This is a genomic window from Streptomyces sp. NPDC017940, assembly GCF_044328435.1.
GTDB lineage: Bacteria > Actinomycetota > Actinomycetes > Streptomycetales > Streptomycetaceae > Streptomyces.
Genome location: NZ_JBIRHJ010000005.1, coordinates 412,750 through 437,168, shown reverse-complemented (window position 1 = coordinate 437,168; position 24,419 = coordinate 412,750). Strand labels below are relative to the sequence as shown.

Below are 24,419 nucleotides of genomic sequence, written 5' to 3'. Positions count from 1 at the left end.
ACGGTGGGCAGCGGCAGAGTGGCTGAGCGGGGCGGTGGGCAGCGGCGGAGCGGAGCTGGCGGCGGCCGAGCGCCTGAGCCGGGCGGCCACCGCGCCGTGCGTACGCGCTGTTTCCTAGGCAGCGTGCACCCGAAGCCCCCCCACACACACAACATCGGTACCGCCGCCGTAGGGCCAGGCCCCCCGGCCCGCATCAGCTTCGGCGTTACGACCCACGGCGTCCGTCCGCCAGCCGGTCCACGCGGCCTCCCGGGCCCAGCGGACCGCTGCTCCGGCGGGGCGCGGCGGCCTCCAGGCGGGCAAGCCGATGGCGGGCCACGCGCAGCACGACCGGAGGCAGGGCGGCGCGCAGCGGCTGGACGAGACGGAGCCAGGCGGGGGCGTACACGGCGGTGCGGCGGCGTTCCACGGCCCGTACGAGGCGTGCGGCCACCGTGTCGGGGTCCGAGACACCGCGGGCGGGCGGCGGCATGCTCGTGCGCAGGCCGTGCAGGAGGCCGTGCCGATCGAGCTCGCGCACCATGCCGGTGTCCACCCAGTTGAGGTAGGCGACGCCCACGGCGACACCCCGGTGCGCCGTCTCGGCCTGCAAGGTGTGCGCCAGCGCCTCCACTCCCGCCTTGGAGGCGCAGTAGGCGCTGAGCAGCGGGGCCGCCCCGATCGCCGCCAGGGAGGCGACCTGGAGGTAGTAGCCCGAAGTGGCGAGCAGGTCGGGCAGGAAGGCGCGGGCCGTGTGGGCGCTGCCGACGACGTTCACGTCGATCACGCGCCGCCAGTCGTCCGGGTCCGACGCGAGGAAGGGCCCGCCCTGCGCGACACCGGCGTTGGCGATCACCGCGGACGGGGGCGCCAACCGCGTACGGACGTCGTGGGCCGCGGCGTCGAGCGCGGCGAGGTCGGTGACGTCGACCTCGCGGACCAGGGTGGCGGTCGGCAGCGCCGCGGCGACGGCCTCCAGGGCCTTCTTCTCGTGACCGAGCAGCGCGACCTTGGCTCCCCGCCGCGCCAGTTCGTGCGCGAGGGCCTCGCCGATCCCGCGGGCGGCGCCGGTCACCACGACCGTCCGGTCCCTGAGCGGTCCGGTGCCCACGAGCGGCCCCCTCCCGCCGAGGCTCTTGTCGGCCCGCTCGGCAGCCCCCACCCTCATCGTTTGCGTCCCGTGCGGTCCCGGCGGGCGAGCAGGCGCTGCGTACGGCTCATGGCAAGGACCCGGTGACGGCGCAGCGCGGCCCGTGCGGCGTTGGCGCCGGGCGCACCGTGCACACCACCCCCGGGGTGGGCGCCCGACGACGCCAGGTACAGGCCGGGCACGGCGGTCTCCGGGCGCCCGGTGCCCGGCACGGGGCGGAAGAAGAGCTGCTGGTGCAGGGCCGTGGTACCGCCGTTGATGGCGCCACCGACGAGGTTGGCGTCCATGGACTGCAAGGTGGGCGGCGCGAGGACGCGCCGGGCGCGGATCAGGGAGCGGAACCCCGGTGCGAAACGCTCGACCTGACGCTCGACGCGTTCGGCCATCAGCTCCTGTTCCTTGGCGTCCCACGCTCCGGTGACGCCCTCGTCGGCGGCGTCCGCGCGGATTTCCTGCGGCACGTGGGTGTAGGCCCAGGCGGACTCGGTGCCCACGGGGGAGCGGGTCGGGTCGGCGGTGCTCATCTGGCCGAACAGCAGGAAGGGCCGGTCGGGGACCAGGCCCATGGCGATCTGGGCGGCGAAGCGCGTCAGCTCGTCCATGCCGTCGGCCAGGTGGACGGTCCCCGCCCGGGAGGCCTGCTCCGCCTCCCAGGGCACGGGGCCGTCCAGCGCCCAGTCCACCTTGAAGGTGGCGAAGTCCCACTGGAAGCGGCGCAGGTCCTCGAGGAGCTGGCTGGGCAGATGCTCCGCTTCGACGAGTTCGCCGTACAGGGCGGGCACGGACACGTCCGCGAGCACCGCCCGGTTCGCGGTCACCGTGTCGCCCGCGGTCGTGCGCACCCCGACGGCCCGCCCGCCCCGTACGACGATCCGGTCCACGCGCTGCCCGCAGTGCACGCTTCCGCCGCGGGCGTGCAGCCGCCCGACCAGTGCCCGGGTCAGGGCGCCGGACCCGCCGACCGGCACCGGGAAGCCGTAGGTCTGCCCGAGCATCGACATGAGCCAGCCGAAGCCGCCGCTGCCCGCCGCCTCGGGGGCGAGGTCGGCGTGCAGGGCGTTGCCCGCGAGGAGCAGCCGCCCGCCCTCACCCCGGAACTCCTCCTCGCCGAGGCGGCGCACGGGAAGTACCAGGGATCGCGCCATGCGCAGGCCGCCGCCGGCCCGCAGCCGCAGGGCGAGCCGCGCTCCGGCCCGTACGGGTGGGAAGGGAGTGAAGAGGGCGTCGATGAGCGCGGGCCGCAGTTCGTCCCACACGCCGTGCAGCCGGGTCCACGCGGCGCCGTCACCCGGCGCGAAGGCGTCGAGGGACGCGGCGGTCCCGTCGACGTGCCGGTCGAGCACGGCGCAGCTTCCGTCGGTGCGCGGGTGGGCGAGCACGGCAGGGGCGTGGGCCCAGCGGAGCCCGTGGTCCTCAAGACGCAGACCGGCGAGCACCGGCGAGGCGGCCGCCAGCGGATAGAAGGAGCTGAACAGGTCGTTCACGAAGTCGGGGTCGACGCCGTGGTCGTGGCGCACCGCGCCCCCCGGCTCCGGCTGGGCCTCGAGCACCTGCACGCTCCACCCGGCGTCGGCCAGGAGGTTGGCGGCGACGAGCCCGTTGGGGCCGGCCCCGATCACCACGGCGTCAGGCATGGGCGGCGCCCCTTCCGCCGTTCGGCGAGGTCGCGGTCCCGGCGCGGGCGCCGGCCGGCTGCTCGCTGTGCCCGCCGTCCTCGCAGAGCCGGGCGAGGCGGCTGAGCATGGCGCGGTGCCGCAGCTGGATCAGCGCGTCGAACCCCACGTTGTGCAGCCGCCCACCGGCGCCCTGCAACGGGTGCTCGTCGAGTATCACCAGACAGTGCTCGCCCCAGGTGCGCAGCTCGATGGCGATGCGTGCCGTGCCGAGCGGTCCTGCGTGCGCCTCGAGCTCCAGGACGGAGCCCTCCTCGCAGCGGCGTACGACCGTCTTGTTGTGCAGCCGGACCGGCCCGAGACGGATCTCGTAGGAGATGACCGCGCCCCGCTGCGGCCAGCGGCCCTCCATCTCGTGGGACTCCGAGGTCCCCACGACCCACTCGGCATACTTGTTGCCGTCGGCGAGGACGGCCCAGACGTCGTCCGGCCGCCGTTTGATCAGTCGGTGACGAACAGCCACGACTACCTCCTGTGTCGTCCCCCGCTTGGTGGATATTCCGCCGTGTGCCCCTGGTGAACGGGACCAACCCCCGCCCGGCCGGGGCCGCGTCCGGCGGGGACCGGCTCGCAGCCGTCCCGGATCTTCCGCCAGGTGTCGGTACGGGGGTCGTGCGCGACCAGGCCGAGCCGGGCGAAGTCCGCGAGCCACCCCTTCATCGGCCAGTCGCCCCAGCGCCTCTTGAAGACCGCGCCGTTGCGCAGGATGTCGTCGAGGTGCTCGACCGGCGGCCTGCTCACCGGGTGGTGCTGGTGGTAGGCGGGCGCACCCCCGACCCACCACAGTCCGACGCCGCGGGCGGCCGCCGTGCGGGCGAAGTCGGTGTCCTCGCCGCCGTACCCGGTGTAGTCCTCGCAGAAGCCGCCGACGGCGCGCCAGGCGGGCGCGGTCAGGGCGAAGGAGAGCGACCAGAAGAGGTCGTGGTCCCCGTCCCGCAGGACCTGCGAGTCGCCGGGGACGGGACGGCCGGGGTGGGGCGGCGCGAGGTCCGGAAGGGCGCTCAGGCGGTAACCGCCTTCCGGTGGGGGCGGCAGGTAGGCGACCGTGCCGCACAGCAGCGTGCCGTCGGTCGCCGTCGTGGCGTAGCGGGCGAGCAGGTCCGGGCCGGGCACGCAGTCGACGTCCAGGAACACGAGCAGGTCGGCCCCGGCGGCGAGCGCCCTCGCCGCTCCCGCGTTGCGGGCCGCCGCCAGGGGCAGAGCGCCGGTGGCGGCCACCGGGACGGGCACGGTCTCGGCGGTGGGGCGCCTGCCGCCGAGCACGGTCCGCGCGGCCGGGTCGGCCATGGTCACCACCACGTAGTGGTCCGGCTGCCGCGTGTTGCCCGCCAAGCCGTCCTGCTGGAGCCGCAGGTGGCGGTGGCGGCCCGCGACCAGGGTGATCACTGCGATCCGCACGACGCCCCCTCGGTCCGCAGGGGGCCCTGCCGGGTCGTCGTGTGCGGGGGCGGTGCCGACAGGTGCTCCAGGAGCCTCGCGGCTCGCCGGGCGCCGTCCCCCGGGGCCCAGGCGGCCCAGCGACCGCCGGGGCGGCGCGCCGTCCGGTCGAGGAGGCCCTGCCACTCCCGCGGCGCGGGCCAGGACATCCGTACGGTCGCGAGGTCCGCCGCGGCCAGCGCCTGCGCGGTCGCCCGCTGTTCGCCGTGGGGCCGGTCCTGCGGGATGACGAGGGCGGGGGTGCGGGCCGCGGCGCACTCGGCGACGGCGTTCTGGCCGGCGTGCGTGACGACGGCGTCGGCGCCGCACAGCAGCGGCCACGGATCCTCGGCCCACTGCCCGTGCGGGCCGCCGAGGAACGTCCAGGTCCAGCCGGTGGTGCTCGCTTCGGCCGCGCGGAGTGCCGCGGCGTCGACATCGGTGCCGCCCGCACCCAGCAGGACCACGACCTTCCGCGGGCCGGGAGCGGGGTCGCCCGCGGGAACGCGGGACCGGCCGTCGTAACGCGAGAAGGCGCCGGTGTGCACGGTCTTGGCCCGCCAGTGCCGCGGCCAGTCCGGCTCGGGGACCACCGCGGGCCAGGGCGCGAGCAGCGCGTCGGCGATGTCGTACCCCAGGCGGTGGGCGCGGTCGAAGCGGTCGCCGCGCATCGCGGCGACGACCACGGGGGTGCCCGTGAGGCGGACGAGGAGCGCCACTTCGACGGAGACGTCGCTGACGAACAGGCGGGGCCTGGCCCGGGCGATCCAACTCGTGATCGCGTCCATGCGGTGGCGCAGCCCCTCGTGGTGCCGGGGCGCCCAGTGCAGTGCGCCGCCCGCGGTCGGATCACCGGTGTCCCGCGGCCCGTCCGTGCGCGCGGCACGGTCGTCCCGCGGCCCGCCGGTGCCCTCGTCCGCGTCGAGCGGAAGCCGGATCCAGGTGCCCCTCCAGCCGGTCGGCCTCGGCAGGGAGGAGAAACCCACGACGGGGACGCGGAGGTGGCGGGCCACGCACACGGCCCGGTGGAGGTGTCCGCGCCCCTGGTGGTGCACGTAGTAGCCGATCACGCGGCCACCTCCCGGTGCAGGGAGGCGTAGCTGTCGGCCATGGCGTCCAGGGAGCAGAAGCGTTCGGCCCGTTCCCGGGCGGCGCGGCGGTCGAGGCGGGTGACCGGTTCGATGAGATCGGCGAGTGCGCCGACGTCGTCCGGTGGGGCGAGGGCGCCGCACTCCGGGGTGAGTATCTCGCTGAGGGCGCCGCGGTCCAGGCCGCACACGGGTGTGCCGCAGGACAACGCCTCCGCCACCACCAGGCCGTACGGTTCGTCCCAGCAGGGGGTGACCAGGGCGGCCGCCGCGCTGCCGACGAGAGCCGCGAGGTCGCGGCAGCCCAGGTGGCCGACGTAGGTGATGTCCCCGCCGAGCAGCGGCGCCACGCGCTCCGCGAAGTAGCGCTCGTCGCCGACCGGACCGGCAAGGCGCAGCGGCCGGCCCGCCTCGCGCGCCGCCTCGATCGCCAGGTGCGGCCCCTTCTCCGCCACGATGCGGCCGAACCACACCAGGTGCCGGCCACCGGGGCCGACGGGCCACCGGTCGGTGTCCACGCCGTTGTGGATCACCCGGGCGGCGGGGACGAGGGGACGCCAGGCGGCCGCGGTGTGCGCACTGACGGCGGTGAACGTCACCGGGCAGCGCTCGCCGGTCTGGATGGCCGACTCCAGCCAGGGGGTGGGAGGCGTGTGCAGGGTCGTCACGACCGGCGCGCGGACGGCCGGGGCCATGGCGATCGGCAGGTAGTGCAGGCTGTTGTTGTGGACCACGTCGAAGCGGTTCCCGTCCTTGCCCGACAGGTCGAGCATGAGCCGCAGGTACGCGTGGTGCTCCTGCATCCAGGCCGCGTCCAGCGGCATGCTGACGTCCGACCGGGCGGCCCCGCTCAGCGACGCCCGGTGAACCGGCAGCTCCACGACGTCGAGGGCGGGGTCGGAACCCGGGGCCGCGAAGAGCTCCACGTGATGGCCCCGCGCCCGCAGCGCGCGGGCGAGCGACCAGGTGTGCGCCTCCAGGCCGCCGGTGAACGGCTCCCTGACCGGGAAGCGGGCGGAGGCGATGAGCGCGATGCGCAGGGGCGCGCTCATGCGAGGAGCCCGCGGTAGACAGCCCGGTGCGCCGCGGCCACGCGGGCGCGTTCGGCGGTGCGCTCGGCGGCGGACGCGCGCCAGTGCGGGCGGGTGCGGTACGCCTCCCGCACGGCCGATGCCAGGGACGCCTCGTCGAGGCCGTCCTGCTCGGTGTGGCCGTACGACAGGCACGGGCGCTGCTCGGCGTAGAAGCCGCACGACGGTGCCGCGACGGCGGTGCCGAGGTCGTGGCACGCCTCCAGCCAGCCGGAGTGCGTGCCGAAGGTGTACGGCAGGACGGACAGGTCGAGCCCGGTGAGGTAGTCCCACAGCTGGTCGTCGTCGAAGTAGTCGTGCTCGTGCAGCCGCAGCGCGCCGCTGTCGGCGAGGGACCGCAGCTCGCTGAGGACGTCCGGGGCGTAGGCGTGCGCCTGCGGGTCGCCCACCTCGTGGTGGATGTTCACGTGCAGCTCCGCGTCCGGGAGTTCCGCGGTGGTCCCGGCGAGGGTGCGCACCACCGGCAGCAGGGACATGTTGGGCCGCAGGCTCTTGGCGTGCACGCCGACGCGGAAGGCCGTGCGTCCGGGGCGGGGCCGCGAGAGGCGGGGAAGGTCGACGACGTGGGGGTGGGGCAGGACCGTGGCCGTGCGGTTCCAGCGCCGCAGGATCTCCCGGGCGGCGCCGGGGGTGAGCGTGATGAGGTGGTCGGCCGCCGGTATCAGCACGTCCAGGGCGGCGGCGTGGGGCCGGGGGTCGGGCTGGTGGGGGTTGCGGAGGTCGTGCACGGTCTGGACGAACGGTTTGCCGTACCGCCGCAGGGCGGCCACCAGCGACGACAGTTCCTCGGGCGACTGGGCGTCGAAGCCGAAGTGCAGATGGAACACGTCGAAGTCCTGGTGGTGCGCGTGCACCCAGCCGGGGTCGAGCATGACCGGCGGCCACCACCGCTGGGAGGTGCTCGGCGCCCCGTTCGGGCGGGGGTCCGCCAGCCGGACGACGCCGTCCGCCTGCTGCTCGTCGGCGCAGTGCCGTACGTAGACGTGTCCGGCGGGGACGGACGCGACCCGCAGGGGCACGACGGAGGCGGGCGCGGCCCGGGGCAGCGGTGTTGACAGGGTCGTCGGATCATCCATGGCCGTGGTGCTCCCGTGTCGCTGCGCGTGGCTACAGGTGCCGCTCCTGACCTGACGGCGCCTCTCTGGCCCCTCCCGTGTCACCCCGAGTATGTGTTCCTAATCGTGAACTCGCATGGCGGAGATCCGAGGGGTTGGGTACGCCCACACGGGCTACTCGCTGGGTATGGCGAGCACAGACAAGCAGGAACACGCTTCCGAAGAGTCGCAGACGTCCCGCGGGGAGCCGGAGACGGCCGTCGGGCCGGGGTCCGAGGTGGAGCGGAACGCGCCGAAGGGCCCCACGCATGTGCCCGCCCGCGCCTGGGGGCAGGTGCTGCGGCGCACCGGCAAGGAGTTCCTCGAGGACGATCTCCCCGACCGGGCGGCGGCACTGACGTACTACGGGGTGCTCTCCCTCTTCCCCGCCCTCCTCGTCCTGGTCTCGCTCCTCGGGGTGGCCGGGCAGGAGGCGACCCGCTCCATCGTGGACAACCTCCAGCAACTCGCCCCCGGCGCCGTGCGCGACATCATCAAGGACTCGGTGACACAGCTCCAGCGCAACAGCACCACCGGCGGAGTGCTCGCCGTCGTCGGCCTCGTCGGGGCGCTGTGGTCCGCTTCGGGGTACGTCGCCGCGTTCACCCGCAGCGCCAACGCCGTGTACGACCTCCGCGAGGGGCGGCCGGTGTGGAAGCTGACCCCGCTGCGGCTCGGCCTGACCGTCGTGCTGATGCTGCTCGTGGCGGCCAGCGCGGTGATCGTGGTGTTCACCGGGCCGGTGGCGAAACGGGCGGGCGACGTCCTTGGCGTGGGCGACGCGGCACTGACCGTGTGGGCCGTCGCCAAGTGGCCGGTGCTCGTGCTCCTGGTCATCCTGATGATCGCCCTGCTGTTCTGGGCCGCCCCGAACGTGCGCGGCCGTGGCTTTCGCTGGGTGAGTCCCGGGAGTGTCCTCGCGGTGCTGCTGTGGCTGGTCGCGTCGGCGGGGTTCGCGCTGTACGTGGCGAACTTCGCCTCGTACAACAAGACGTACGGCGCCCTGGCGGGTGCCATCGTCTTCCTGGTCTGGCTGTGGGTGTCGAACCTGTCGATCCTCCTCGGCCTGGAGTTCGACGCCGAGCTGGCCCGCGAACGGTCCATCGAGGGCGGCCTGCCCGAGGGGGAGGAGCCCTACGTGGAGCCGCGCGACACCCGCACCTGGCCCCAGGAAGAGACCGGTTGAGTTCCACGCCCCCGCACACATCAGCCCGCCGCCGACCAGCGCGAGCCGCATCTCGCTGCCGAAGCCCTGCGGCACCATGACCTCGTTGAGCCGCAGACTGTCCCGCTCCTCCCGTACGCCGGAGCCGAGCACCCCCACTTGCGAGGCGCCGCGCCACAGATCCCTGAACGAGTGCCGTTCGCTCACCTCGCACTCGCCGAGCAGGACATGGCGCAACAACGGGTAGCTGTAGGTGTGTTCGCCGCTCAGGAAGCAGCAGACCCGGGAGAGGGGTCGAGTCCGGAGAGCATGAAGCCGTCGTGCGGCACCAGTCCGCTCAGCGCGCGGGAGAGCTCACGCCCCAGCTCCCCCACGTCGACGGCCTCGCCGCCCACTCCTTCGATCCCGCTGACGGCCCGCTCCACACCGCTCGCCATGAAAGGAGTACGGCAAGGGGCGCCTCGCGGCACCCGCGGATCGACCGGGCGCAGTCCCGGCGGTCAACGACCCTGTCGATACGCCCCCTTGACGCCCCTCTGATCTGCGACGATGGCACGCGGCAAATTGACTTTACGTGACCTTTACTGTTGTCTGCCGCCATGAACAGACGCATCCGCACCGCCGTGTGCACCCTCGCCGCCGCCGGACTCGCGCTGACCCTCGGCGCGTGCTCCGAGGCCGAGAAGAAGGCTGTCGACGCGGTCGACAAGGCCGTCAACGAGAAGTACGAGGTGACCTACGAGGTCTCCGGCAAGAATGTCGACGAGATCGAGTTCTCCGCCGGCGAGGGGTCCGCGACCGAGCCGAAGCTGGAGCGGGAGACCGACCCGAAGCTGCCGTGGAAGAAGACGGTGACGCTGCGCGGCATCATGCCGCCCACCGTCGTCCCGATCTCGACGGACCCCACCGGCGCCGACCTCACCTGCAAGGTGATCCACAAGGGCAAGGTCATCAAGGAGGCCTCCGGCGAGAATGTCGTCGCGGGTTGCATCGCGATCTCACCGATCGGCAAGTAGGCCGCGGGGACGGCCCGGACGGCGCGGTCGGGCAGTCCACCTACTCCGTCGGCGCCCGCCCCGTACGCAGCATGTGCAGAACCGCCTCCTCGGCGGGCCCCTGCGTCGCCGGGGTGCCATACGTTCCCTCGGTGCCGAGGCGCGGCAGGACCGCCGCCACGGTGACGCCCTCGTCGTACAGCTCGATGACCTTGGGGTTGATGTACGAGGCGCGGCAGACCGGGGGAGTGTTGCCGAGGTAGGAGGCGACCTCGCGGACCGCGCGGCCGACGGCGCGGCGCCGGGACGTCTTGCTGTGCCCGGCGCCCTGCGACACGGCGAGTGCCACGGCGGCCATGACCGTGGCGTGCCAGGTACGGAAGTCCTTGGCGGTGATCCGGAGTCCGGCGAGCTCTTGCAGATAGGCGTTGACGTCCGCGCTGCCCAGCTCGTGCCACTCCCTGCGCTCCCAGTAGGCGAACAGCCGGTCGCCCTCGTTGCGGCGCCGCAGAAGCGCGGTGATGTTGCGGCACGTCGGGGCGTCGACGGTCGCCTGGACCCGGTCGATGCCGCCTTTGGCGGGATAGGAGAACACCACCTCGTCGCCCTGGCAGCGGGTGTGCTCACGCAGCAGGGTGGTGAGGCCGTAGGTGTTGTTGAGATCGGCGTAGCGGTCGCTGCCGACCCGGAAGAACCCCAGGTCCAGGAGGCGGACGGCGGTCGCGAGCACCCGTTGCCTGGTGAGTCCGCGCTCACCCAGGTGGGCCTCCACCGCCGTGCGCACCTGGGGCAGGCGTTCCGCCACGTCCAGGACGTGCTCGTGCTTGGCCTGCTCCTGCTCGGCGCGGAACTGCGGGTGGTACAGGTACTGGCGGCGGCCCGCGTCGTCGGTGCCGACGGCCTGGAGATGGCCGTTCGCCCTGCGGCAGATCCAGACCTCCTGCCAGGCGGGCGGGATCACCAGCGCCCTGACGCGCTCCAGCTCGTCGGGGTCGCGCAGGGGACGGCCGTGCGGGTCGAAGTAGCGGAAGCCGCGCCCGTGCCGCTTGCGCAGATATCCCGGCTCGGTGGGGCGGCTGTGATAGAGGCGCAAGCGGACCCCCTGGGGCGCGGATCGGTGCGTGTGCCGGTGTGTGACGCACGTGGTGGTGCCCAGTACCCGGAATGGAGCCCAGCACACCGGACCGGTGTGCTGGGCCCCGCGGCCGGTGCTCGGCCGGCCGCGCTGTCGACGCGCAGCCGACGGAGCCCCGCGGCCGGTGCTTCAGCCGGCCGCGTTGTCGACGCGTAGCCGCACCTGCTCCTCGAGGCGCTGGAGACTCGTGTCCAGGGCGTCGTGCACGGCCTTCTCGCCCGGGTCGTGGCTGTCGTCGAAGAACGACAGGTGCACGGTCACCTCGCTGACGCCGCCGTCCGTCCCCGCGACCTGGAGCCAGCCGGTGTAGTTGCCCTGGTCGCGGGTGCCCCATTCGAGCCGCATCTGCTCGGGTCGGGCGCGCAGCACGGCGGACAGGTCCTCGTCGGTCCGGTCCTCGTGCACCGTGACCGCGGGCAGGTCGCCGGGCCGCACGTGCAGGGCCTCCGGCAGCCAGGTCTCCAGCTGGTCGACGTTGGCGGCCTGGTCGAAGACGTGCTCGGGCTGCGCGGGCATGGTGCGCGAACGTTCGTACTCGGTCATCGGGCTCCGTCCTCCGTCATCCGAGGCCGCCGCTCCCGAAACTGCCGCCGCGGCCCTTCTTGTGGTCGTCGGGGTCCTGCGAGGGGCTGGGGTGCGTACGGGAACTGCCGTACCCCCCGTGGAGTTCGTGCGGCAGGCGGCGACGGCCGTCCTGCGGCATCTCGTCCGGGTCGCGATACTCCCGCTCTTCCCGCACGGGACCGCCCTCCGGCATGTGGGGCTGGTCCTCCGGTCGCGGCTTACTGGTTTCCCTGGCCTGCGCGCGGCGGCCCCAGAAGAATGCACCGAGAAGAACGCCGACCACAGCGAGACCGGCAATCCACATCAGCAGATGCGTCCCTGACGAGGCTGCGATTTCCATGGTGTTCATAGGACTGGTGTACCCGCCTCCGGTCGAAAGATAGCCGGTCATGTACGCCTCCCGAGTTCATCCAGATATCCCACCGGAGGGAATTCGGCGCCATTCGGCTCCAGCGTCTGTGTGCTGTACAGCTGTGTGCTGTGCCGTGTGCTGTGCAGCGCCTGCGTGCTTGTGCGGACGCGTGCCCTTCCACTGTCCGGGCAAACAGGCGGAACCGCACCGTGGGCGGTCGTCCTCGTCGTCCTGGGACAGCTTTTACTCCCACCAGGTGTTCCCCAGGTTTACCGACAGATGTTCGGGTACTCATGCGACGCAGAGGCGGGGGCCGCGGCCCCACGCCACACTCGACCGTTGGGAAAGTGATGAGCGAGAAGAACCCGATCGAGAAGGTGGCGCAGAAGGCCACGGACGCCTTGGCCGGGAGGCAGGCACCACCCGACATCCCCGGCAGGCCCGGACCGGAACCGGCACCCTTCGCCGAACCGGTCGAGCCGAGGGAACCCCTGCCGCCGAAGCCCGACCAGCGCGCCCCCGCACCGGTGAGCCCCACGGGTCGCCCCACCGGCGCCGACGAGCACGTCCGGGCACAGGGCGGGGAACGCCTGACGACCGCCCAGGGCAACCGCCTCTACGAGACGGACCACTCCCTGAAGGCCGGGCCGCGGGGCCCCGTGCTGCTCCAGGACCACCACCTGCGGGAGAAGATCACCCACTTCGACCACGAACGGATCCCGGAGCGCGTCGTCCACGCCCGGGGCGCGGCCGCCCACGGAATCTTCCAGGGCTATGGCACCGCCGCCTCCGTGAGCAAGGCGGCCTTCCTCGCCAAGGACGTGGAGACCCCGGTCTTCGTCCGCTTCTCCACGGTCCTCGGTTCCCGCGGTTCGTCCGACACGGTGCGTGACACCCGTGGTTTCGCGACGAAGTTCTACACCGGCGAAGGCACCTTCGACCTGGTGGGCAACAACATCCCGGTCTTCTTCATCCAGGACTCGATCAAGTTCCCGGACATCATCCACGCCGGGAAGCCGCACCCGGACCGGGAGATCCCGCAGGCGCAGAGCGCCCACGACACCTTCTGGGACTTCGTCACGCTGCACAGCGAGGCCACCCACCACACCCTGTGGAACATGTCCGACCGGGGCATCCCCCGCTCGTACCGCATGATGGAGGGCTTCGGCGTCCACACCTTCCGCCTGGTGAACGCCGAGGGAGCCACCACCCTGGTGAAGTTCCACTGGAAGCCGAAGCTCGGCGTCCACTCGCTGGTGTGGGAGGAGGCGCAGCTCGTCAACGGCATCGACCCCGACTTCCACCGGCGCGACCTGGCCGACGCCATCGAGTCCGGTGCCTACCCGCAGTGGGAGCTCGGCATCCAGACGTTCCCCGACAACCCCGAGCAGACCTTCGAGGGCATCGACCTGCTCGACCCCACCAACATCGTCCCGGAGGAGCTGGCACCGGTGCAGCCCATCGGGCTGATGACGCTGAACGCCAACCCCACCAACTACTTCGCCGAGACCGAGCAGGTCGCGTTCCACCCGGGCCACCTCGTCCCCGGCATCGACGTCACCGACGACCCGCTCCTCGCCGGACGCCTCTTCTCCTATCTGGACACCCAGATCAGCAGGCTCGGCGGCCCGAACTTCGGCCAGCTCCCGATCAACCGCCCGCACGCGCCCGTGAACGACATGCTGCGTGACGGCATGCACCAGACGGCCGTGCACTCGGGCGTCGCCCCCTACCGCCCCAACTCCCTCGACGGCGGCTGCCCGTTCCTCGCCGGCGCGGACACGGGCGCCTACATCGAGACGCCGGTGACGGTGCCCGAGGCCACGAAGGTCCGCAAGGCCCCCGAGTCCTTCTCCGACCACTTCAGCCAGCCGCGGCTCTTCTGGCAGAGCATGAGCGCGGTGGAGCGCGAGCACATCATCGCCGCCTACACCTTCGAGCTGGGCAAGTGCTACGAGCAGGCCATCAAGGAACGGGGCCTTCAGATCCTGGCCAACATCGACCCGGAGCTGTGCCGCCCGGTCGCGGCCGGCCTCGGCCTGCCCGCTCCGGAACCCACGGTGGCGATCGAGTCCGTCGGTACCAGTCCCGCGCTCTCCCAGCTGGGCCGGGTCTGGCCGACGGAGGGCCGTGTGGTCGCCATCGTCACCGACGGCGTCGGCGACCTGGACGGCGTGCGGGCCGCTCGTGACGCCCTGTCGGCGGCGGGCCTCGTGCCGCTCGTGGTCGCCCCCACGGGCGGCAAGCTCGACGAGGGCGGCGACCCGGTCACCGTGCAGCGGAGCTACACGACCGCGCGCTCGGTCGAGTTCGACGCCGTGCTCCTGGCGGGCGCGCCCGGCCCGGGCAGTGACGCGTACGGAGCCAGGGACGCCAAGGCGGGGGAGCCGGACGCGACGGGCGTGGTGGACCCGCGGGTGCTCCTGATGATCGGTGAGGCCTACCGGCACGGCAAGGCGATCGGCGGCTGGGGCGACGCCGAGGCCGCCCTCGCCGCCGCCGGTGTGCCCGTGGACGACCCCGGCGTGGTGGTCACCGCCGCCGCGACCGAGGCCCTGGACCAGGTCACCGGGATGCTCGGGGAGCACCGGGTGTGGGAGCGGTTCGCGCCGCTGTCCTAGAGCCGCCGAAGCCCGCCCGCCGCGCGCGTCAGAAGGGCGTAGAGGCCCGATGAGACGACGATGCCGGCGGGCAGGGCGAGGTCGGTGCCGCCCAGGGCGTGGGCGATCGGCCCGGTGTAGAGGGTGTCGACGCACAGGGCGGAGACGGTGACACCGCCGGTGAGGGCGAGCGCGCCCGCCATGTTGACACCGGCGGTGTACCAGCAGGGCCCGCCGGGTGTCTCGTCCACCAGGGCGGGCCCGTCGTAGCGGTTGCGGCGCAGCAGGATGTCCGTGGCGTACACGGCCGTGGCGGGGCCGAGCAGGACGACCGTGAGGCTCAGGACGTTGCTCACGGTGTCGAGGAAGTCGGAGACGAGGAGCCCGTACAGAGTCAGGGAGACGGCCGCGGTCCCGTCGGCGAGCACGCTCAGGGAACGGCGGACGCGGATGCCCACGGCCTGGAGGGCGAGCCCCGCGCTGTAGGCGGTCAGGGCGTTGAGGGCGACGGTGCCGAGGACCAGGCCGAGCAGGAAGACCGGTCCGAACCAGCCCGGCAGGATCCCTTGGAGCCCCGACTGCGGGTCCGTCATGTCGACCGCGGTCGCGGCGCAGGCCCCCAGTGCGCCCACCACGACACTGGGCACGAAGCCGCCGAGCGCCGTCCAGCCCATGACCGCCCGCGGGGACGCGGTGTGCGGCAGGTAGCGGGCGAAGTCCGCGCTGGTGGTGTACGAGAGCGGCCCGGCACCCATGAGGGTGACTCCGGCCAGGAGCACCGTCCACAGCTCGGCGCCGGTCGGCGCGGTGGCGGGCGCGTACGCGAAGTCGGTGTGCCGCAGCACGCCGAACGCGACGACGGCGAACACGGCGGTGAGGGTCAGAGTGATCGGCAGATACAACTTCATGATCATGCCGTGGCCGTAGACGCCGATGGTGAGGGTGAGCGCGGCGATGACCAGTACGACGACGACCTTGACGCCGGTGCTCGCGGAGAGACCGGCCTTCTCGACGAGGGAGAAGGCGGCGGTCGCGGCAGCGGCCAGGTTCAGGGCGAAGTAGCAGACGGAGATCATCCAGCCGACGACCGCGTTGTTCACGCGGTTGCCGCGGATTCCGTAGATCGCGCGGGTGATCACTTCGCTGGGTGCGCCCGCCGCGGGGCCGGGCACGGCCAGCAGGCCCGTGAGGATCCAGAACAGGTTGCCCGCCACGATCACCGCGAAGGCCTGCGCCAGGGTCAGGCCCATGAGGACGAGGGTGCCGCCGACCACGAGGTTCAGATAGTTCACGTTCGCCGCCGCCCAGACGGCGAACAACTGCCGCGGGTGGCCGTGGCGTTCCTGTTCGGGGATGTGGTCGATGCCGTGGGCCTCGACGCGCCCCGCCCGTCCTGTGGCCGGGGCTCCCCGGCCGTCGGTGCAGGTGCCCTGGTGCGGATCGGGAATCGTGGACGCCATGCGGCCCCTCCGGATGCTCGTAAGCCACCTGCTTGCTTATTGGTCGCACACTCAATAGCATTGATTCCATGCCGTCAAGCGCTCCGAACAAGCGAATCCGTAAATCTCCGGCCACCAGACGTGCGGAAATCGTTGCCGCTGCCGCTTCCGTCGCGCTGACCGAGGGGCTTGAGTGCATCACCCTGCGACGCGTCGCCGACGAGCTCGGCGTCCGCCCGGGGCTCATCAGCCACTACTTCCCCGCCGCCGACGACCTCGTGGCCGAGGCCTACGGCGACGCCGTCGCCTCCGAACTCGACGAACTCCTCCCGGCCGACCGGTCCGGCGCCTCGCCCACCCGGCATCTGGCGCGGTTCTTCGCCCGCGCGACGGGGGAGGCGTACGACGACATCAGCCGCCTGTGGCTCAACGCGCGGCACCTCAGCCGCTACCGCCCCGCTCTGCGCGAACGCGTCGGCATCCAGGAGAACGCCTGGCGCGACCGCCTCGAAGCGCTCATCCGCGACGGCGTCGACGCCGGTGAGTTCCGCACCGGCGACCCGTTGGTGACGGCCGTACAGATCCTCGTCGTCATCGACGGACTCGGCATGCTCGTCAACGGCACCGCCAGGGAGGAGGACCCGCCGGCGGTGCGGCGGTTGCCCGTCGCCACGGCGGAGCGCGAACTGGGGCTCGCCGCCGGTACGTTGGACGCCGCCCCGGCCACTGTCCTGGCCGAGGAGCGGTCGCCGTCCGGGAGCCGCACCGGCTGAAAGCCCCCCGAGCGCGTCGGCCGACCAACGGTCGACGACTGACCCCACGGCCCCGGGGCCCCGACACCGCCCCGCCCCGTCGAACCGCCCCATCTCGGCACCCACCCCGCACCGAGCCGCCCAAAGGAGCCCCCGTGCGCACCTCCCTCGTCCTCCTCTCGGCCCGCCTGCTCGACCCGGTCACCGGCGAGCTGCTGCCCCACACCGCCCTCGCTGCTGCCGACGGACGCATCACCGCTCTCGGCGACGACGCGGAGGTCCGCGCGCTCGCGGACACGTCGACCACGGTGCTCGACCTGGGCGGTGCGGTGGTGACCCCGGGCCTGGTCGACGGCCACATCCACCCCGTGTCCGGCGCCGAGCTGACACACGGCCTCGACCTGACGGCCTGCGCCGACGTGGAGCAGGTGCGCTCGGCACTCGCCCGCGCGGTGCGCGACCTCGCTCCCGGCGCCTGGCTCCAGGGGTGGGGCCTCGACCCCAACGTCTTCGCCGGGGGCCCCATCGAGACCGCCCCCTTCGACGCCGTCCTCGACGGCGTGCCCGCCCTGCTGCTGCTCTTCGACGCGCACTCCATGCTGGCGAGCCGCCGCGCCCTCGAACTGGCCGGAGTCACCGGGCCGCGCACCTTCGACCAGGCCACCGCCGAGGTGGTGTGCGACGCCCGCGGCCGCCCCACCGGCCTGCTCCTTGAGGACGCCGCCTGCGCGCTCGTGGAGCGCGCCGCCCCGCAGCCCACCCGCGAGGAGCGCCGCGAGCGCCTCGCCGCCGCACTGCGTGCCATGGCCGCCTCGGGCCTCACCGGCGGCCACGTCATGGACGCGAACGGCGACAGCCTCGCCTTCTACGGGGAGCTGGACGACACCGGGCGACTGTCCCTGCGGCTGCGGGTGGCCCCCTGGTGCCAGCCCGGCACCGGCGTGGACGGCGTGCGCGCGCTCATTGGGCAACAGGGCACGGGCGGCAGGCTGTGGGAGACCCGTGGCGTGAAGATCTTCATGGACGGCACCATCGACAACGGCACGGCGTGGCTCGAACACCCGGACTGCCACGGTGAGTCCCGGCACGCCTTCTGGCCCGACCCGAAGGAGTACACCCGCGTCATCGGTGAACTCCACCGCGCCGGGGTGCCCTCCGCCACCCACGCCATCGGGGACGCGGCCGTACGCCACGTCCTCGACGCCGTCCAGAGGGCCAGGGCCGAGGACAGCAGGCCGGTGCGGCACCGGGTCGAGCACATCGAGACCGTCCCCGACGACACCCTGCGCCGGTTCGCCGAGTTGGGTGTCGTCGCCTCCATGCAGCCGACCCACTGCTGCGACTTCACCCGGGCCGACCACACCGACAACTGGTCGCGCCGCCTCGGCGAGGAGCGGGCCTCCCGCGCGTGGCGCTGCCGCGACCTGCACGACTCCGGTGCCGTCGTCGTCCTCGGCTCCGACTGGCCCATCGCACCCCACCCGCCGCTCGGCGTCATGGCGGGAGCCCGCCACCGCCGGCCGAGCCGTGACCTCACCCTCCCGCCGCACGGCCCGCAGCAGGCGCTCACTCCCCTGGAAGCCCTCCAGGGGATGACCGTCAACGCCGCGTACGCGGCGGGCGAGGAGCACGAGGCGGGCCGCATCGCCGTCGGCCACCGCGCCGACCTGACCGCCCTCGGCGACAACCCGCTCACCACCGCGGCCACGGAACTCCCGGACCTCCCCGTCCTGCTCACCGTCGTCGACGGCGAACCCGTCCACCGGGACCCGGGTCTGTGAGCGGGCGGCCGGTGGGCAGGCCGCGCCGCGGGCCTCGGCGACCTCCCGTTCACCCGCCGGAAACTCCGGTGGGACCGCACCGTCCCGCTCGACACCCACCTCGCCAACATCACCAGCCACTCTCCCTTCCTCGTCCTCGACGCCGCGAGGACGGCGGAGTTCCTGGCAGAGGAGCGGGAGGTGCTCGGGGAACTCTTCCTGGACGGGACGGTGGAGGAGGCGTACGTGGTGGATGTGCTGGTGGTGCCGAGGCCTGCCGGTGCGGAAAGCCTGCGGCTCGGGAGAAGCCGACTCGGGAGCCTTGGTGGTGCCGAGGCCTGGCGGTGACGAGGGCCCGCGGCTCCGGAGCAGCTGACCCGGGAGGCGCCCGGAGCGTCAGTCGGCCGAGGGCGGGGCGACGGTGAGACGGCCGCGCAGGTAGGGCAGGAGGCCGCGGTCGAGGAGTGCCTGGTGCCAGGCGGCGCGGGCCTGTTCGGCTTCCGGGTGGTGCACGGTGAGGCGGTGGGCGGGACGGCGCGAGGCGTGCGGGCGTGCCGCCGTGACCAGGAGCGCGCCGAGGCCGACGCCGGTGCTGACCGCCGTCACCAGGGAGCTTGTCCACCCGGCGGTGACGAGGGCGGACGCCATGCCGCTCTCGGGTGTGGCGAGCCGGATCCCGTACCCGAACAGCAGGAAGACGGTGGCCGCGACGGCGGAGACGACCGGTGCGAGCACCCCGAGAGCGGGGAGGAGGGACTCGGCCACCGGGCCGGTACTCGGCGCCCCGCGGGACGGAGCCGAGGGCCCGGACACGGGCAGCACGGCGGCACGGGCCCGCAGATAGGCCCGGTACTCCTCGGCTGCCGGAGCGGCGATCGCGTCGGCGTCGGCCAGCGCCCGGGCCCGCAGGGCGGCCGTGCGGGAGGCGACCGGGCCCCGGTCCAGGGCGGTACGGATGTCCGTGACGTCCAGTGCCAGCGTCAGCACCCACTCGAAGTCGGCCCGGTCCTCCGGACGCAGTCGCGCGGTCACACCCGTCTCCGTTGATCGCAGTTGTCACAGTGGTCCGGCGCCCGAGACGCGCTGGGCACAGCCCCGAGCATCAGAATCTACAGCAATGTAGAACATCCGGGGGGTGGGGCGTGCGTCCCTCCGGCACCGAACTCGCCCGCCCCCGGCGGAACTCGGGGCCCCGAGAGGGGGAAGCTCGTTCACATCCGGTTCGCACCCCTCTTCGTACGGTGCCGCACATGACCAACAAGTACCTGGCGGTGGCAGCCGCGATGGCGGCGGTGGCCGCGCTGGCCTCCTGTACCAAGAGCGCCGACGCACCGGCACCGCAAGCGGGCGGCGGCAGTGCGCGGGCCACGTGCGACCCCCGGATGGACGCGGCGTTCGAGCGGTGGGAGCGGGCCGGGTTCAGCGGCTCGATCGCGGTGACGACCGGGGGGCGGGTCGACTGCCTGGCGGCGTACGGCTCGGCGGACGACGCCGCCAGGACACCGAACACCACGGACACCGTGTTCAGCATCGGTTCGGTCACCAAGGCCGTCACCGCCGCGACCGTCCTCGGCCTCGTCGACGACGGCAGGCTGCGGCTCGACGACCGGGCGGGCGACCTGCTGCCGGGGCGGCTGACGGGACCGGTGGCCGAGGTCACGGTGCGGCAGCTCCTGTTGCACACCGGTGGCCTGAAGGGATCGCACGGCGAGGACCACGAACCGCTGGGCCGCGAGGCGGCGCTGAAGGCGATCAGCCGTCTGGAGGTGGCGTTCCGGCCGGGCAACGGGTACGCGTACTCCAACGCCGGGTACACCCTGCTCGCGCTGATCATCGAGAAGGTGTCCGGTACGACGTACCGCGAGCACACGGCGTCGAAGACGCTGCGGCTGCCGGGCGGACGCGTCGCGGGGGGCTTCTGGGACGGGAAGCCGGCCCCGGCCGGGCCCCGGGCCACCGGGTACCTGGAGGGCGGGCGTACCGGCGAACGGGGCGACTTCGCAGGCCCGCACTGGGCGCTCGAGGGCAACGGCAGCCTGGCGATGACCGCCGGTGACCTGGCGGCCTGGGCCCGGGCGCTGTTCACCGCCAAAGTGGTCTCGGCCGAGTCGGTGAAGGTCATCAGCAAGCCGGGGCACGACCTGGGGGACGGCCGCGCGGAGACACCCGGCTGGGTCGCTTTCGACGCGTCCGTGTACGGCAAGCCGTTCCTCGCCAGCTCCGGGGGCGGCGGCCAGGTGGGGCACGACGCCGTCGTCCTGTGGATCCCCGAGGACCGGCGGGCGATCGCGATCACCTCCAACAAGCCCAAGATGTCAGCCGAGGACCTGCTGAAGAAGGTGGGCCCCGCGCTGATCGCAGGGAGACCGCTTCCCACCCCCAGGGCGCCGAAGGCCCCCGACCCCGGGTCCGCCGCCGCCGTCGGGAAGTACGAGCTGCGCTCCGGCGGTTCCTTCGACGTGAGGTCCGCCCGGGGCGGGATCACGGTCTCCGCCACCGGCACCGACGCCCTCACCGCACTCTTCCCGCCGAAGCCCGAGCCGAAGGCGGGTACGGGAAAGGAACCGGGCGGCAGCGCCGGTGCCACGGCCGCCGACTTCCGGGCGAACGAGCGGCGCGTCCGGGACCTGCTCGACGGGAAGAGCCGCGAGGGCCGCACGGAACGCGCCGCCCTTGAAAGCGACTTCGGCCCCCTGCGCGGCTTCGAACTGGGCGCCACCCTGTTCCACGGGGGAGACATCCGCACCTATGTCACCCTGACGACCCGGACTCGGACGATCACCGGCTGGTACTCGCTGGACGCCGTCGGCGGCATCGCAGCGGCCGAAGTCCCCACCAAGCCGCTCTCCCTGGCCCTCGTCCCCGCGGGCCAGGACCGGTACCGCCCGGACGACCCGGCGGGCACGGGGCCCGGGGTGAGCGTCACGTTCCGCGCGGGACGCATGAGCGTCACGGGTCCGCGCGGGACGACCGTCGCGGCCCGCGCCGACTGAGGGTTGACTGGGATCATGCGGATCCTGCTGACCGAGGACGACCCCGACCTCGCCGACGTCGTCGCGCTCGGCCTGCGCAACGAGTCCTACGCCGTCGACGTCGCCCCCACCTGCGCCCACGCCGAGGAACTCCTGCGTCTCACCACGTACGACGTCGCCTGTTTCGACCTGGGGCTGCCCGACGGCGACGGCCTGGAGCTCATCCGCCGCCTCGCACGGGAACCGGAGCTGCGCAGGCCGCGCCGGTCCCTGGTGCTGACCGCCCGCGACGCCGTGGCGGACCGGGTCGCCGGGCTCGACGCCGGAGCCGACGACTACCTGGTCAAGCCGTTCCACTTCGCCGAACTCGTGGCCAGGGTGCGGGCCCTCGGCCGACGCGGCGAGGAGCACGGCTCGACGCTGCGCGTCGGTGAGCTGACCCTCGACCTCGTGGCGCACACGGCCCGGCGCGGAGACACCGAACTCCGGCTCACCGCCCGGGAATTCTCGCTCCTGCGGTACTTCATGCACCACCCGGGAGCAGTCCTCTCCGCCGAGGACCTGCTCGAACACGTCTGGGACGCGCACGCCAACCCCTTTACCGCCTCGGTACGGGTCATCCTCAGCCGACTCCGCAGGAAGCTCGGCGAGCCACCCCTCATCGTGACGATCACCAACGTCGGCTACCAGCTCAAGGAGCGGCCATGAGGCGCACGTCGGGCGTGGCGCCCTTCCGTGGGGCGCCGCCGTGGGGCGCGCGGGCGCGGACCGCTCCGCGGTGGGGTTCGCTGCGCGTGCGCCTCGCCCTGCTCGGATTCCTCGCCAGCTACACCCCGGCGCTGCTGCTGTTCGGGGTGGTCCTCGCCACCGACACCGAGACGACGAGGGACGAGCCGACGGGTGCTCCGGCCGTGGAACGGACGGTCACGGACACCGCCACGGGCACCGCGACGGACACCGCCACGGGCACTACGACGGACACCGGCACCCACCGGTCCGCCGCCGCGATCTGGACCGTCGTCGCGCTCGCCCCCGTCGCGGGCGGGCTCGCCTGGTGGTGGGCGGGCCGTGCCGTGCGGCCGATCGACCGGGTGCGCGCGGTCGCCGACGACATCCAGGGCGCCGACCTCGGCCGCCGCATCGCCCTGCGGCACGGCCCGACCGAGGTCGTCACCCTCGCGGCGAGCTTCGACGGGATGCTCGACCGCCTGGAGCAGGCCGCCGAGACCCAGCGACGCCTCGTCGAGGAGACCAGCCACGAACTGCGCATGCCCCTGGCCGTCCTGGTGACCAACGCGGAGGTGCTCCTCGCGCACCCCGAGCCCACCCTCGACGTCTACCGGCAGGGCCTGGAGCGCTCCCGGTCGGCGGCCGTACGGCTCCGAGCGGTCATGGACGAACTCCTCGTCGACGCCCGCGGGCGGGCCCGCACGCTCGACCGGCGACCGGTCGACCTGATGGCTGTCGTCACCGCCGTGGTCGAGGACACCGACGTGCACGCGGCGGCGAAGGGGACCCGGCTCTCGGTGTCCGGGCCGCAGGCCGCCGTCTGCCCGGTCGACGAGCCCACCGTGCGCCGGGCGATCGGCAACCTCGTCGACAACGCCGTCCGGCACGCGCCGGGAGGCACCGCGGTGCACGTCCGCGTGGAGACCACCGGACCCGAAGCGGCGGTCGTGGTGACCGATCACGGCCCCGGCATCCCCGCCGACGACCAGGCCCGCGTCTTCCAACGCTTCTGGCGCGGGCGCTCCGAGGCCCCCGGCACCGGCCTCGGCCTGGCCATCGCCCGCCAGGTCGCCGCGGCCCACGGCGGCGCCCTCACCCTGACCTCTCCCGGCCCCGCGGGCGACGGCTGCGAATTCCGCTTCACGGTACGCCGCTGAACTGCCGTTCCGGGGAGCGCGCGGACGCGGGGGGCGCCGAGTACGGCGTCGGCAGCAGCACTTGACTCCCGCAAAGCCGTGATCAGCGGCTACGGTGCTGCTGTGGAGATCACAGGGGAGGACGCGGCGCCGGGAACCGTGCTGCTGGTGACGGCCGCGCCCACGGGCAGGAACTGCCTGGTGGACACGGGCAACGTGACCAACGTGCTGGCCGCCGTGGCGCCCGGTGCCTGGACGGGCACCGCGGCGGCGAGCCTGGTCGAACTCGCCGACCCCGTGGACCCGCAGACGGTACTGACCCGCGTCAGAGGTGTGGCGGCCACCCCCGGCCCGCTCACCGTCGTCCTCTCCGGGCAGTTGCACAGAGACCGCCGCCAGCACCACATCCACCTCGCCCTCGCCAGGACCACTCCGGCGACCGTCCGCTACACCGCGCTGCCCTGGGCCTGGTTCGTGCACGAACTCCAGCAGCGCCGACCGGGGACGACCACCGTGTACGCGGACCTGGTGGCCGACGCCGAGACCTGGCAGCACCTGCACACCACGCCCCTGGACCCGGGCCGGGGCACGCGCACGTACGGACTCGTCGCCGCCCCGCCGAAACCGCGCAGGACCGTACAGCCCGCCTACACGCTCGCCCTGGCGCAGATCCTGCGCAGCGGTCTGCGGCTCGCCCCCGAGCGGCTCCACCAGGAGGCGTTGCAGCAGGTGGACACGAGCGCCGCCCTGGTTCTCGGGCCCGCGCGGGCGCTCGACACCACGGGGTACGTGCCGGGCCCTACGGCCCCGGTGCCCGCAGGTGACCCGCACACCGAGGTGTTCGCCGCGGCGGCCGCCGGACGGCACACCGAGGCGGCCGGTCTGGCCGCGGCCCACGAACAGCAGGCGCTGCGCGCCCACGGCCCGGCCTCGCCCCAGACCGTCCACTGGATCGAGGTGCAGGCCGAACTGGCACGCCAGGCCGAGGACCCGGCTCGGGCGAGCCAGCTGTGGATGCGGTCCGCCGTCCTGCGCCTGACATCCGGCCAGAGCCCCGCACACCCCGACGTGGCAGCCGCCGTCGACCGCGCCCACCACTGCTGGCACCGCGTCACCGACCCGCGCACGGTGCACGACCTGGGCGCGGAGCTGGCGGCCCTGCGTTCGCAGGTCGCGGGCAAGAACGGCGCCCGCGAGGACGTGCGGCGCCGCCTCGCGAGGATCGCCCCGGCCCCCAGCGGCTGACCGCCCGGCGCAGTGAGCTGAAGCCCCGTCAGACAGGCCCCGCCGAAAGCTTCTTCGGCCCGAGCGGCCACCTGTACGAGGGGG

General features: G+C 73.4%; 23 protein-coding genes. 10 read left to right on the top strand and 13 right to left on the bottom strand.

Translation table 11 applies throughout. The features are described 5' to 3' along the window. Positions 1-205: 205 nt before the first annotated feature. Genes ACH4DX_RS19990 through ACH4DX_RS19960 form a run of 7 tightly spaced genes read right to left on the bottom strand, consistent with a single transcriptional unit; the run spans position 206 to position 7,473 of the window. Positions 206-1,090 carry an SDR family oxidoreductase gene (locus ACH4DX_RS19990; protein WP_398156228.1) on the bottom strand — a complete coding sequence of 295 codons (885 nt, stop codon included), beginning with the start codon at positions 1,088-1,090 and terminating at the stop codon, positions 206-208. Positions 1,091-1,143: 53 nt separating this feature from the next. Then, the gene (locus ACH4DX_RS19985) at positions 1,144-2,763 is read right to left on the bottom strand and encodes a phytoene desaturase family protein (protein WP_398122304.1); all 1,620 of its coding nucleotides are present in this window, start codon (positions 2,761-2,763) and stop codon (positions 1,144-1,146) included. Further along, entirely contained in the window at positions 2,756-3,265 is a 510-nt protein-coding gene (locus ACH4DX_RS19980; RefSeq protein WP_398122305.1) for an SRPBCC family protein, read from the bottom strand. Before ACH4DX_RS19980 ends, ACH4DX_RS19985 begins: the two co-directional genes overlap by 8 nt. Positions 3,266-3,267: 2 nt before the next feature. Beyond that, positions 3,268-4,200, bottom strand: a complete 933-nt coding sequence (locus tag ACH4DX_RS19975) for a glycosyltransferase family 2 protein (RefSeq protein ID WP_398156083.1) — start codon at positions 4,198-4,200, stop codon at positions 3,268-3,270. After that, positions 4,185-5,288, bottom strand: coding sequence for a glycosyltransferase (locus tag ACH4DX_RS19970; protein ID WP_398156082.1), 1,104 nt, complete (start codon positions 5,286-5,288; stop codon positions 4,185-4,187). The genes ACH4DX_RS19975 and ACH4DX_RS19970 overlap by 16 nt, the downstream gene beginning before the upstream one ends. After that, a complete protein-coding gene (locus tag ACH4DX_RS19965; RefSeq protein WP_398156081.1) occupies positions 5,285-6,358 on the bottom strand; it encodes a glycosyltransferase in 1,074 nt (357 codons plus the stop codon). The genes ACH4DX_RS19970 and ACH4DX_RS19965 overlap by 4 nt, the downstream gene beginning before the upstream one ends. After that, entirely contained in the window at positions 6,355-7,473 is a 1,119-nt protein-coding gene (locus ACH4DX_RS19960) for a glycosyltransferase (RefSeq protein ID WP_398156080.1), read from the bottom strand. Before ACH4DX_RS19960 ends, ACH4DX_RS19965 begins: the two co-directional genes overlap by 4 nt. A gap of 166 nt (positions 7,474-7,639) precedes the next feature. On the opposite strand from ACH4DX_RS19960, the gene ACH4DX_RS19955 reads away from it, so the two are divergent. Continuing rightward, positions 7,640-8,677, top strand: a complete 1,038-nt coding sequence (locus ACH4DX_RS19955; RefSeq protein ID WP_398156079.1) for a YihY/virulence factor BrkB family protein — start codon at positions 7,640-7,642, stop codon at positions 8,675-8,677. Positions 8,678-8,922: 245 nt separating this feature from the next. Here ACH4DX_RS19955 and ACH4DX_RS19950 read toward each other — a convergent pair whose 3' ends face one another. Further along, a complete protein-coding gene (locus ACH4DX_RS19950) occupies positions 8,923-9,093 on the bottom strand; it encodes a hypothetical protein (protein ID WP_398156078.1) in 171 nt (56 codons plus the stop codon). Between the two features lie 162 nt (positions 9,094-9,255). Between ACH4DX_RS19950 and ACH4DX_RS19945 the strand changes: the two genes are divergently transcribed. Then, positions 9,256-9,672: a hypothetical protein gene (locus tag ACH4DX_RS19945; RefSeq protein ID WP_398122312.1), complete on the top strand. Its 417-nt coding sequence runs from the start codon at positions 9,256-9,258 to the stop codon at positions 9,670-9,672. 40 nt (positions 9,673-9,712) lie between these two features. Here the strand turns inward: ACH4DX_RS19945 and ACH4DX_RS19940 are convergent, their stop codons facing one another. The 3 genes from ACH4DX_RS19940 to ACH4DX_RS19930 all read right to left on the bottom strand — a co-directional run bounded on the left by ACH4DX_RS19940 (position 9,713) and on the right by ACH4DX_RS19930 (position 11,699). Then, entirely contained in the window at positions 9,713-10,744 is a 1,032-nt protein-coding gene (locus ACH4DX_RS19940; protein ID WP_398156077.1) for a DNA topoisomerase IB, read from the bottom strand. Positions 10,745-10,915: 171 nt separating this feature from the next. Continuing rightward, on the bottom strand, positions 10,916-11,329 hold the full coding sequence (locus tag ACH4DX_RS19935; RefSeq protein ID WP_398122314.1) for an SRPBCC family protein: 414 nt from the start codon (positions 11,327-11,329) through the stop codon (positions 10,916-10,918). A 16-nt stretch (positions 11,330-11,345) separates the two neighbouring features. Further along, entirely contained in the window at positions 11,346-11,699 is a 354-nt protein-coding gene (locus tag ACH4DX_RS19930; protein ID WP_398122315.1) for a DUF6479 family protein, read from the bottom strand. A gap of 353 nt (positions 11,700-12,052) precedes the next feature. Between ACH4DX_RS19930 and ACH4DX_RS19925 the strand changes: the two genes are divergently transcribed. Then, positions 12,053-14,323: a catalase gene (locus tag ACH4DX_RS19925; protein ID WP_398156076.1), complete on the top strand. Its 2,271-nt coding sequence runs from the start codon at positions 12,053-12,055 to the stop codon at positions 14,321-14,323. Here ACH4DX_RS19925 and ACH4DX_RS19920 read toward each other — a convergent pair. Continuing rightward, entirely contained in the window at positions 14,320-15,762 is a 1,443-nt protein-coding gene (locus tag ACH4DX_RS19920) for a purine-cytosine permease family protein (RefSeq protein WP_398156075.1), read from the bottom strand. The genes ACH4DX_RS19925 and ACH4DX_RS19920 overlap by 4 nt on opposite strands. Positions 15,763-15,830: 68 nt before the next feature. On the opposite strand from ACH4DX_RS19920, the gene ACH4DX_RS19915 reads away from it, so the two are divergent. The 3 genes from ACH4DX_RS19915 to ACH4DX_RS19905 all read left to right on the top strand — a co-directional run bounded on the left by ACH4DX_RS19915 (position 15,831) and on the right by ACH4DX_RS19905 (position 18,601). After that, positions 15,831-16,514: a TetR/AcrR family transcriptional regulator gene (locus tag ACH4DX_RS19915; protein WP_398156074.1), complete on the top strand. Its 684-nt coding sequence runs from the start codon at positions 15,831-15,833 to the stop codon at positions 16,512-16,514. Positions 16,515-16,648: 134 nt separating this feature from the next. Beyond that, the gene (locus ACH4DX_RS19910; RefSeq protein ID WP_398156073.1) at positions 16,649-18,274 is read left to right on the top strand and encodes an amidohydrolase; all 1,626 of its coding nucleotides are present in this window, start codon (positions 16,649-16,651) and stop codon (positions 18,272-18,274) included. Between the two features lie 180 nt (positions 18,275-18,454). Continuing rightward, complete coding sequence (locus tag ACH4DX_RS19905) at positions 18,455-18,601, top strand: hypothetical protein (RefSeq protein ID WP_398156072.1); 147 nt, start codon at positions 18,455-18,457, stop codon at positions 18,599-18,601. A gap of 48 nt (positions 18,602-18,649) precedes the next feature. Here the strand turns inward: ACH4DX_RS19905 and ACH4DX_RS19900 are convergent, their stop codons facing one another. After that, a complete protein-coding gene (locus ACH4DX_RS19900; protein ID WP_398156071.1) occupies positions 18,650-19,285 on the bottom strand; it encodes a hypothetical protein in 636 nt (211 codons plus the stop codon). Positions 19,286-19,503: 218 nt separating this feature from the next. Here ACH4DX_RS19900 and ACH4DX_RS19895 point away from each other — a divergent pair, with 218 nt between their 5' ends. The 4 genes from ACH4DX_RS19895 to ACH4DX_RS19880 all read left to right on the top strand — a co-directional run bounded on the left by ACH4DX_RS19895 (position 19,504) and on the right by ACH4DX_RS19880 (position 24,335). Next, complete coding sequence (locus ACH4DX_RS19895; RefSeq protein ID WP_398156070.1) at positions 19,504-21,246, top strand: serine hydrolase domain-containing protein; 1,743 nt, start codon at positions 19,504-19,506, stop codon at positions 21,244-21,246. A gap of 15 nt (positions 21,247-21,261) precedes the next feature. Then, a complete protein-coding gene (locus tag ACH4DX_RS19890; protein ID WP_398156069.1) occupies positions 21,262-21,933 on the top strand; it encodes a response regulator transcription factor in 672 nt (223 codons plus the stop codon). Beyond that, on the top strand, positions 21,930-23,111 hold the full coding sequence (locus tag ACH4DX_RS19885; protein ID WP_398156068.1) for an ATP-binding protein: 1,182 nt from the start codon (positions 21,930-21,932) through the stop codon (positions 23,109-23,111). The genes ACH4DX_RS19890 and ACH4DX_RS19885 overlap by 4 nt, the downstream gene beginning before the upstream one ends. 102 nt (positions 23,112-23,213) lie before the next feature. Then, positions 23,214-24,335 carry a hypothetical protein gene (locus ACH4DX_RS19880; protein ID WP_398156067.1) on the top strand — a complete coding sequence of 374 codons (1,122 nt, stop codon included), beginning with the start codon at positions 23,214-23,216 and terminating at the stop codon, positions 24,333-24,335. The last annotated feature ends 84 nt before the right edge of the window (positions 24,336-24,419 follow it).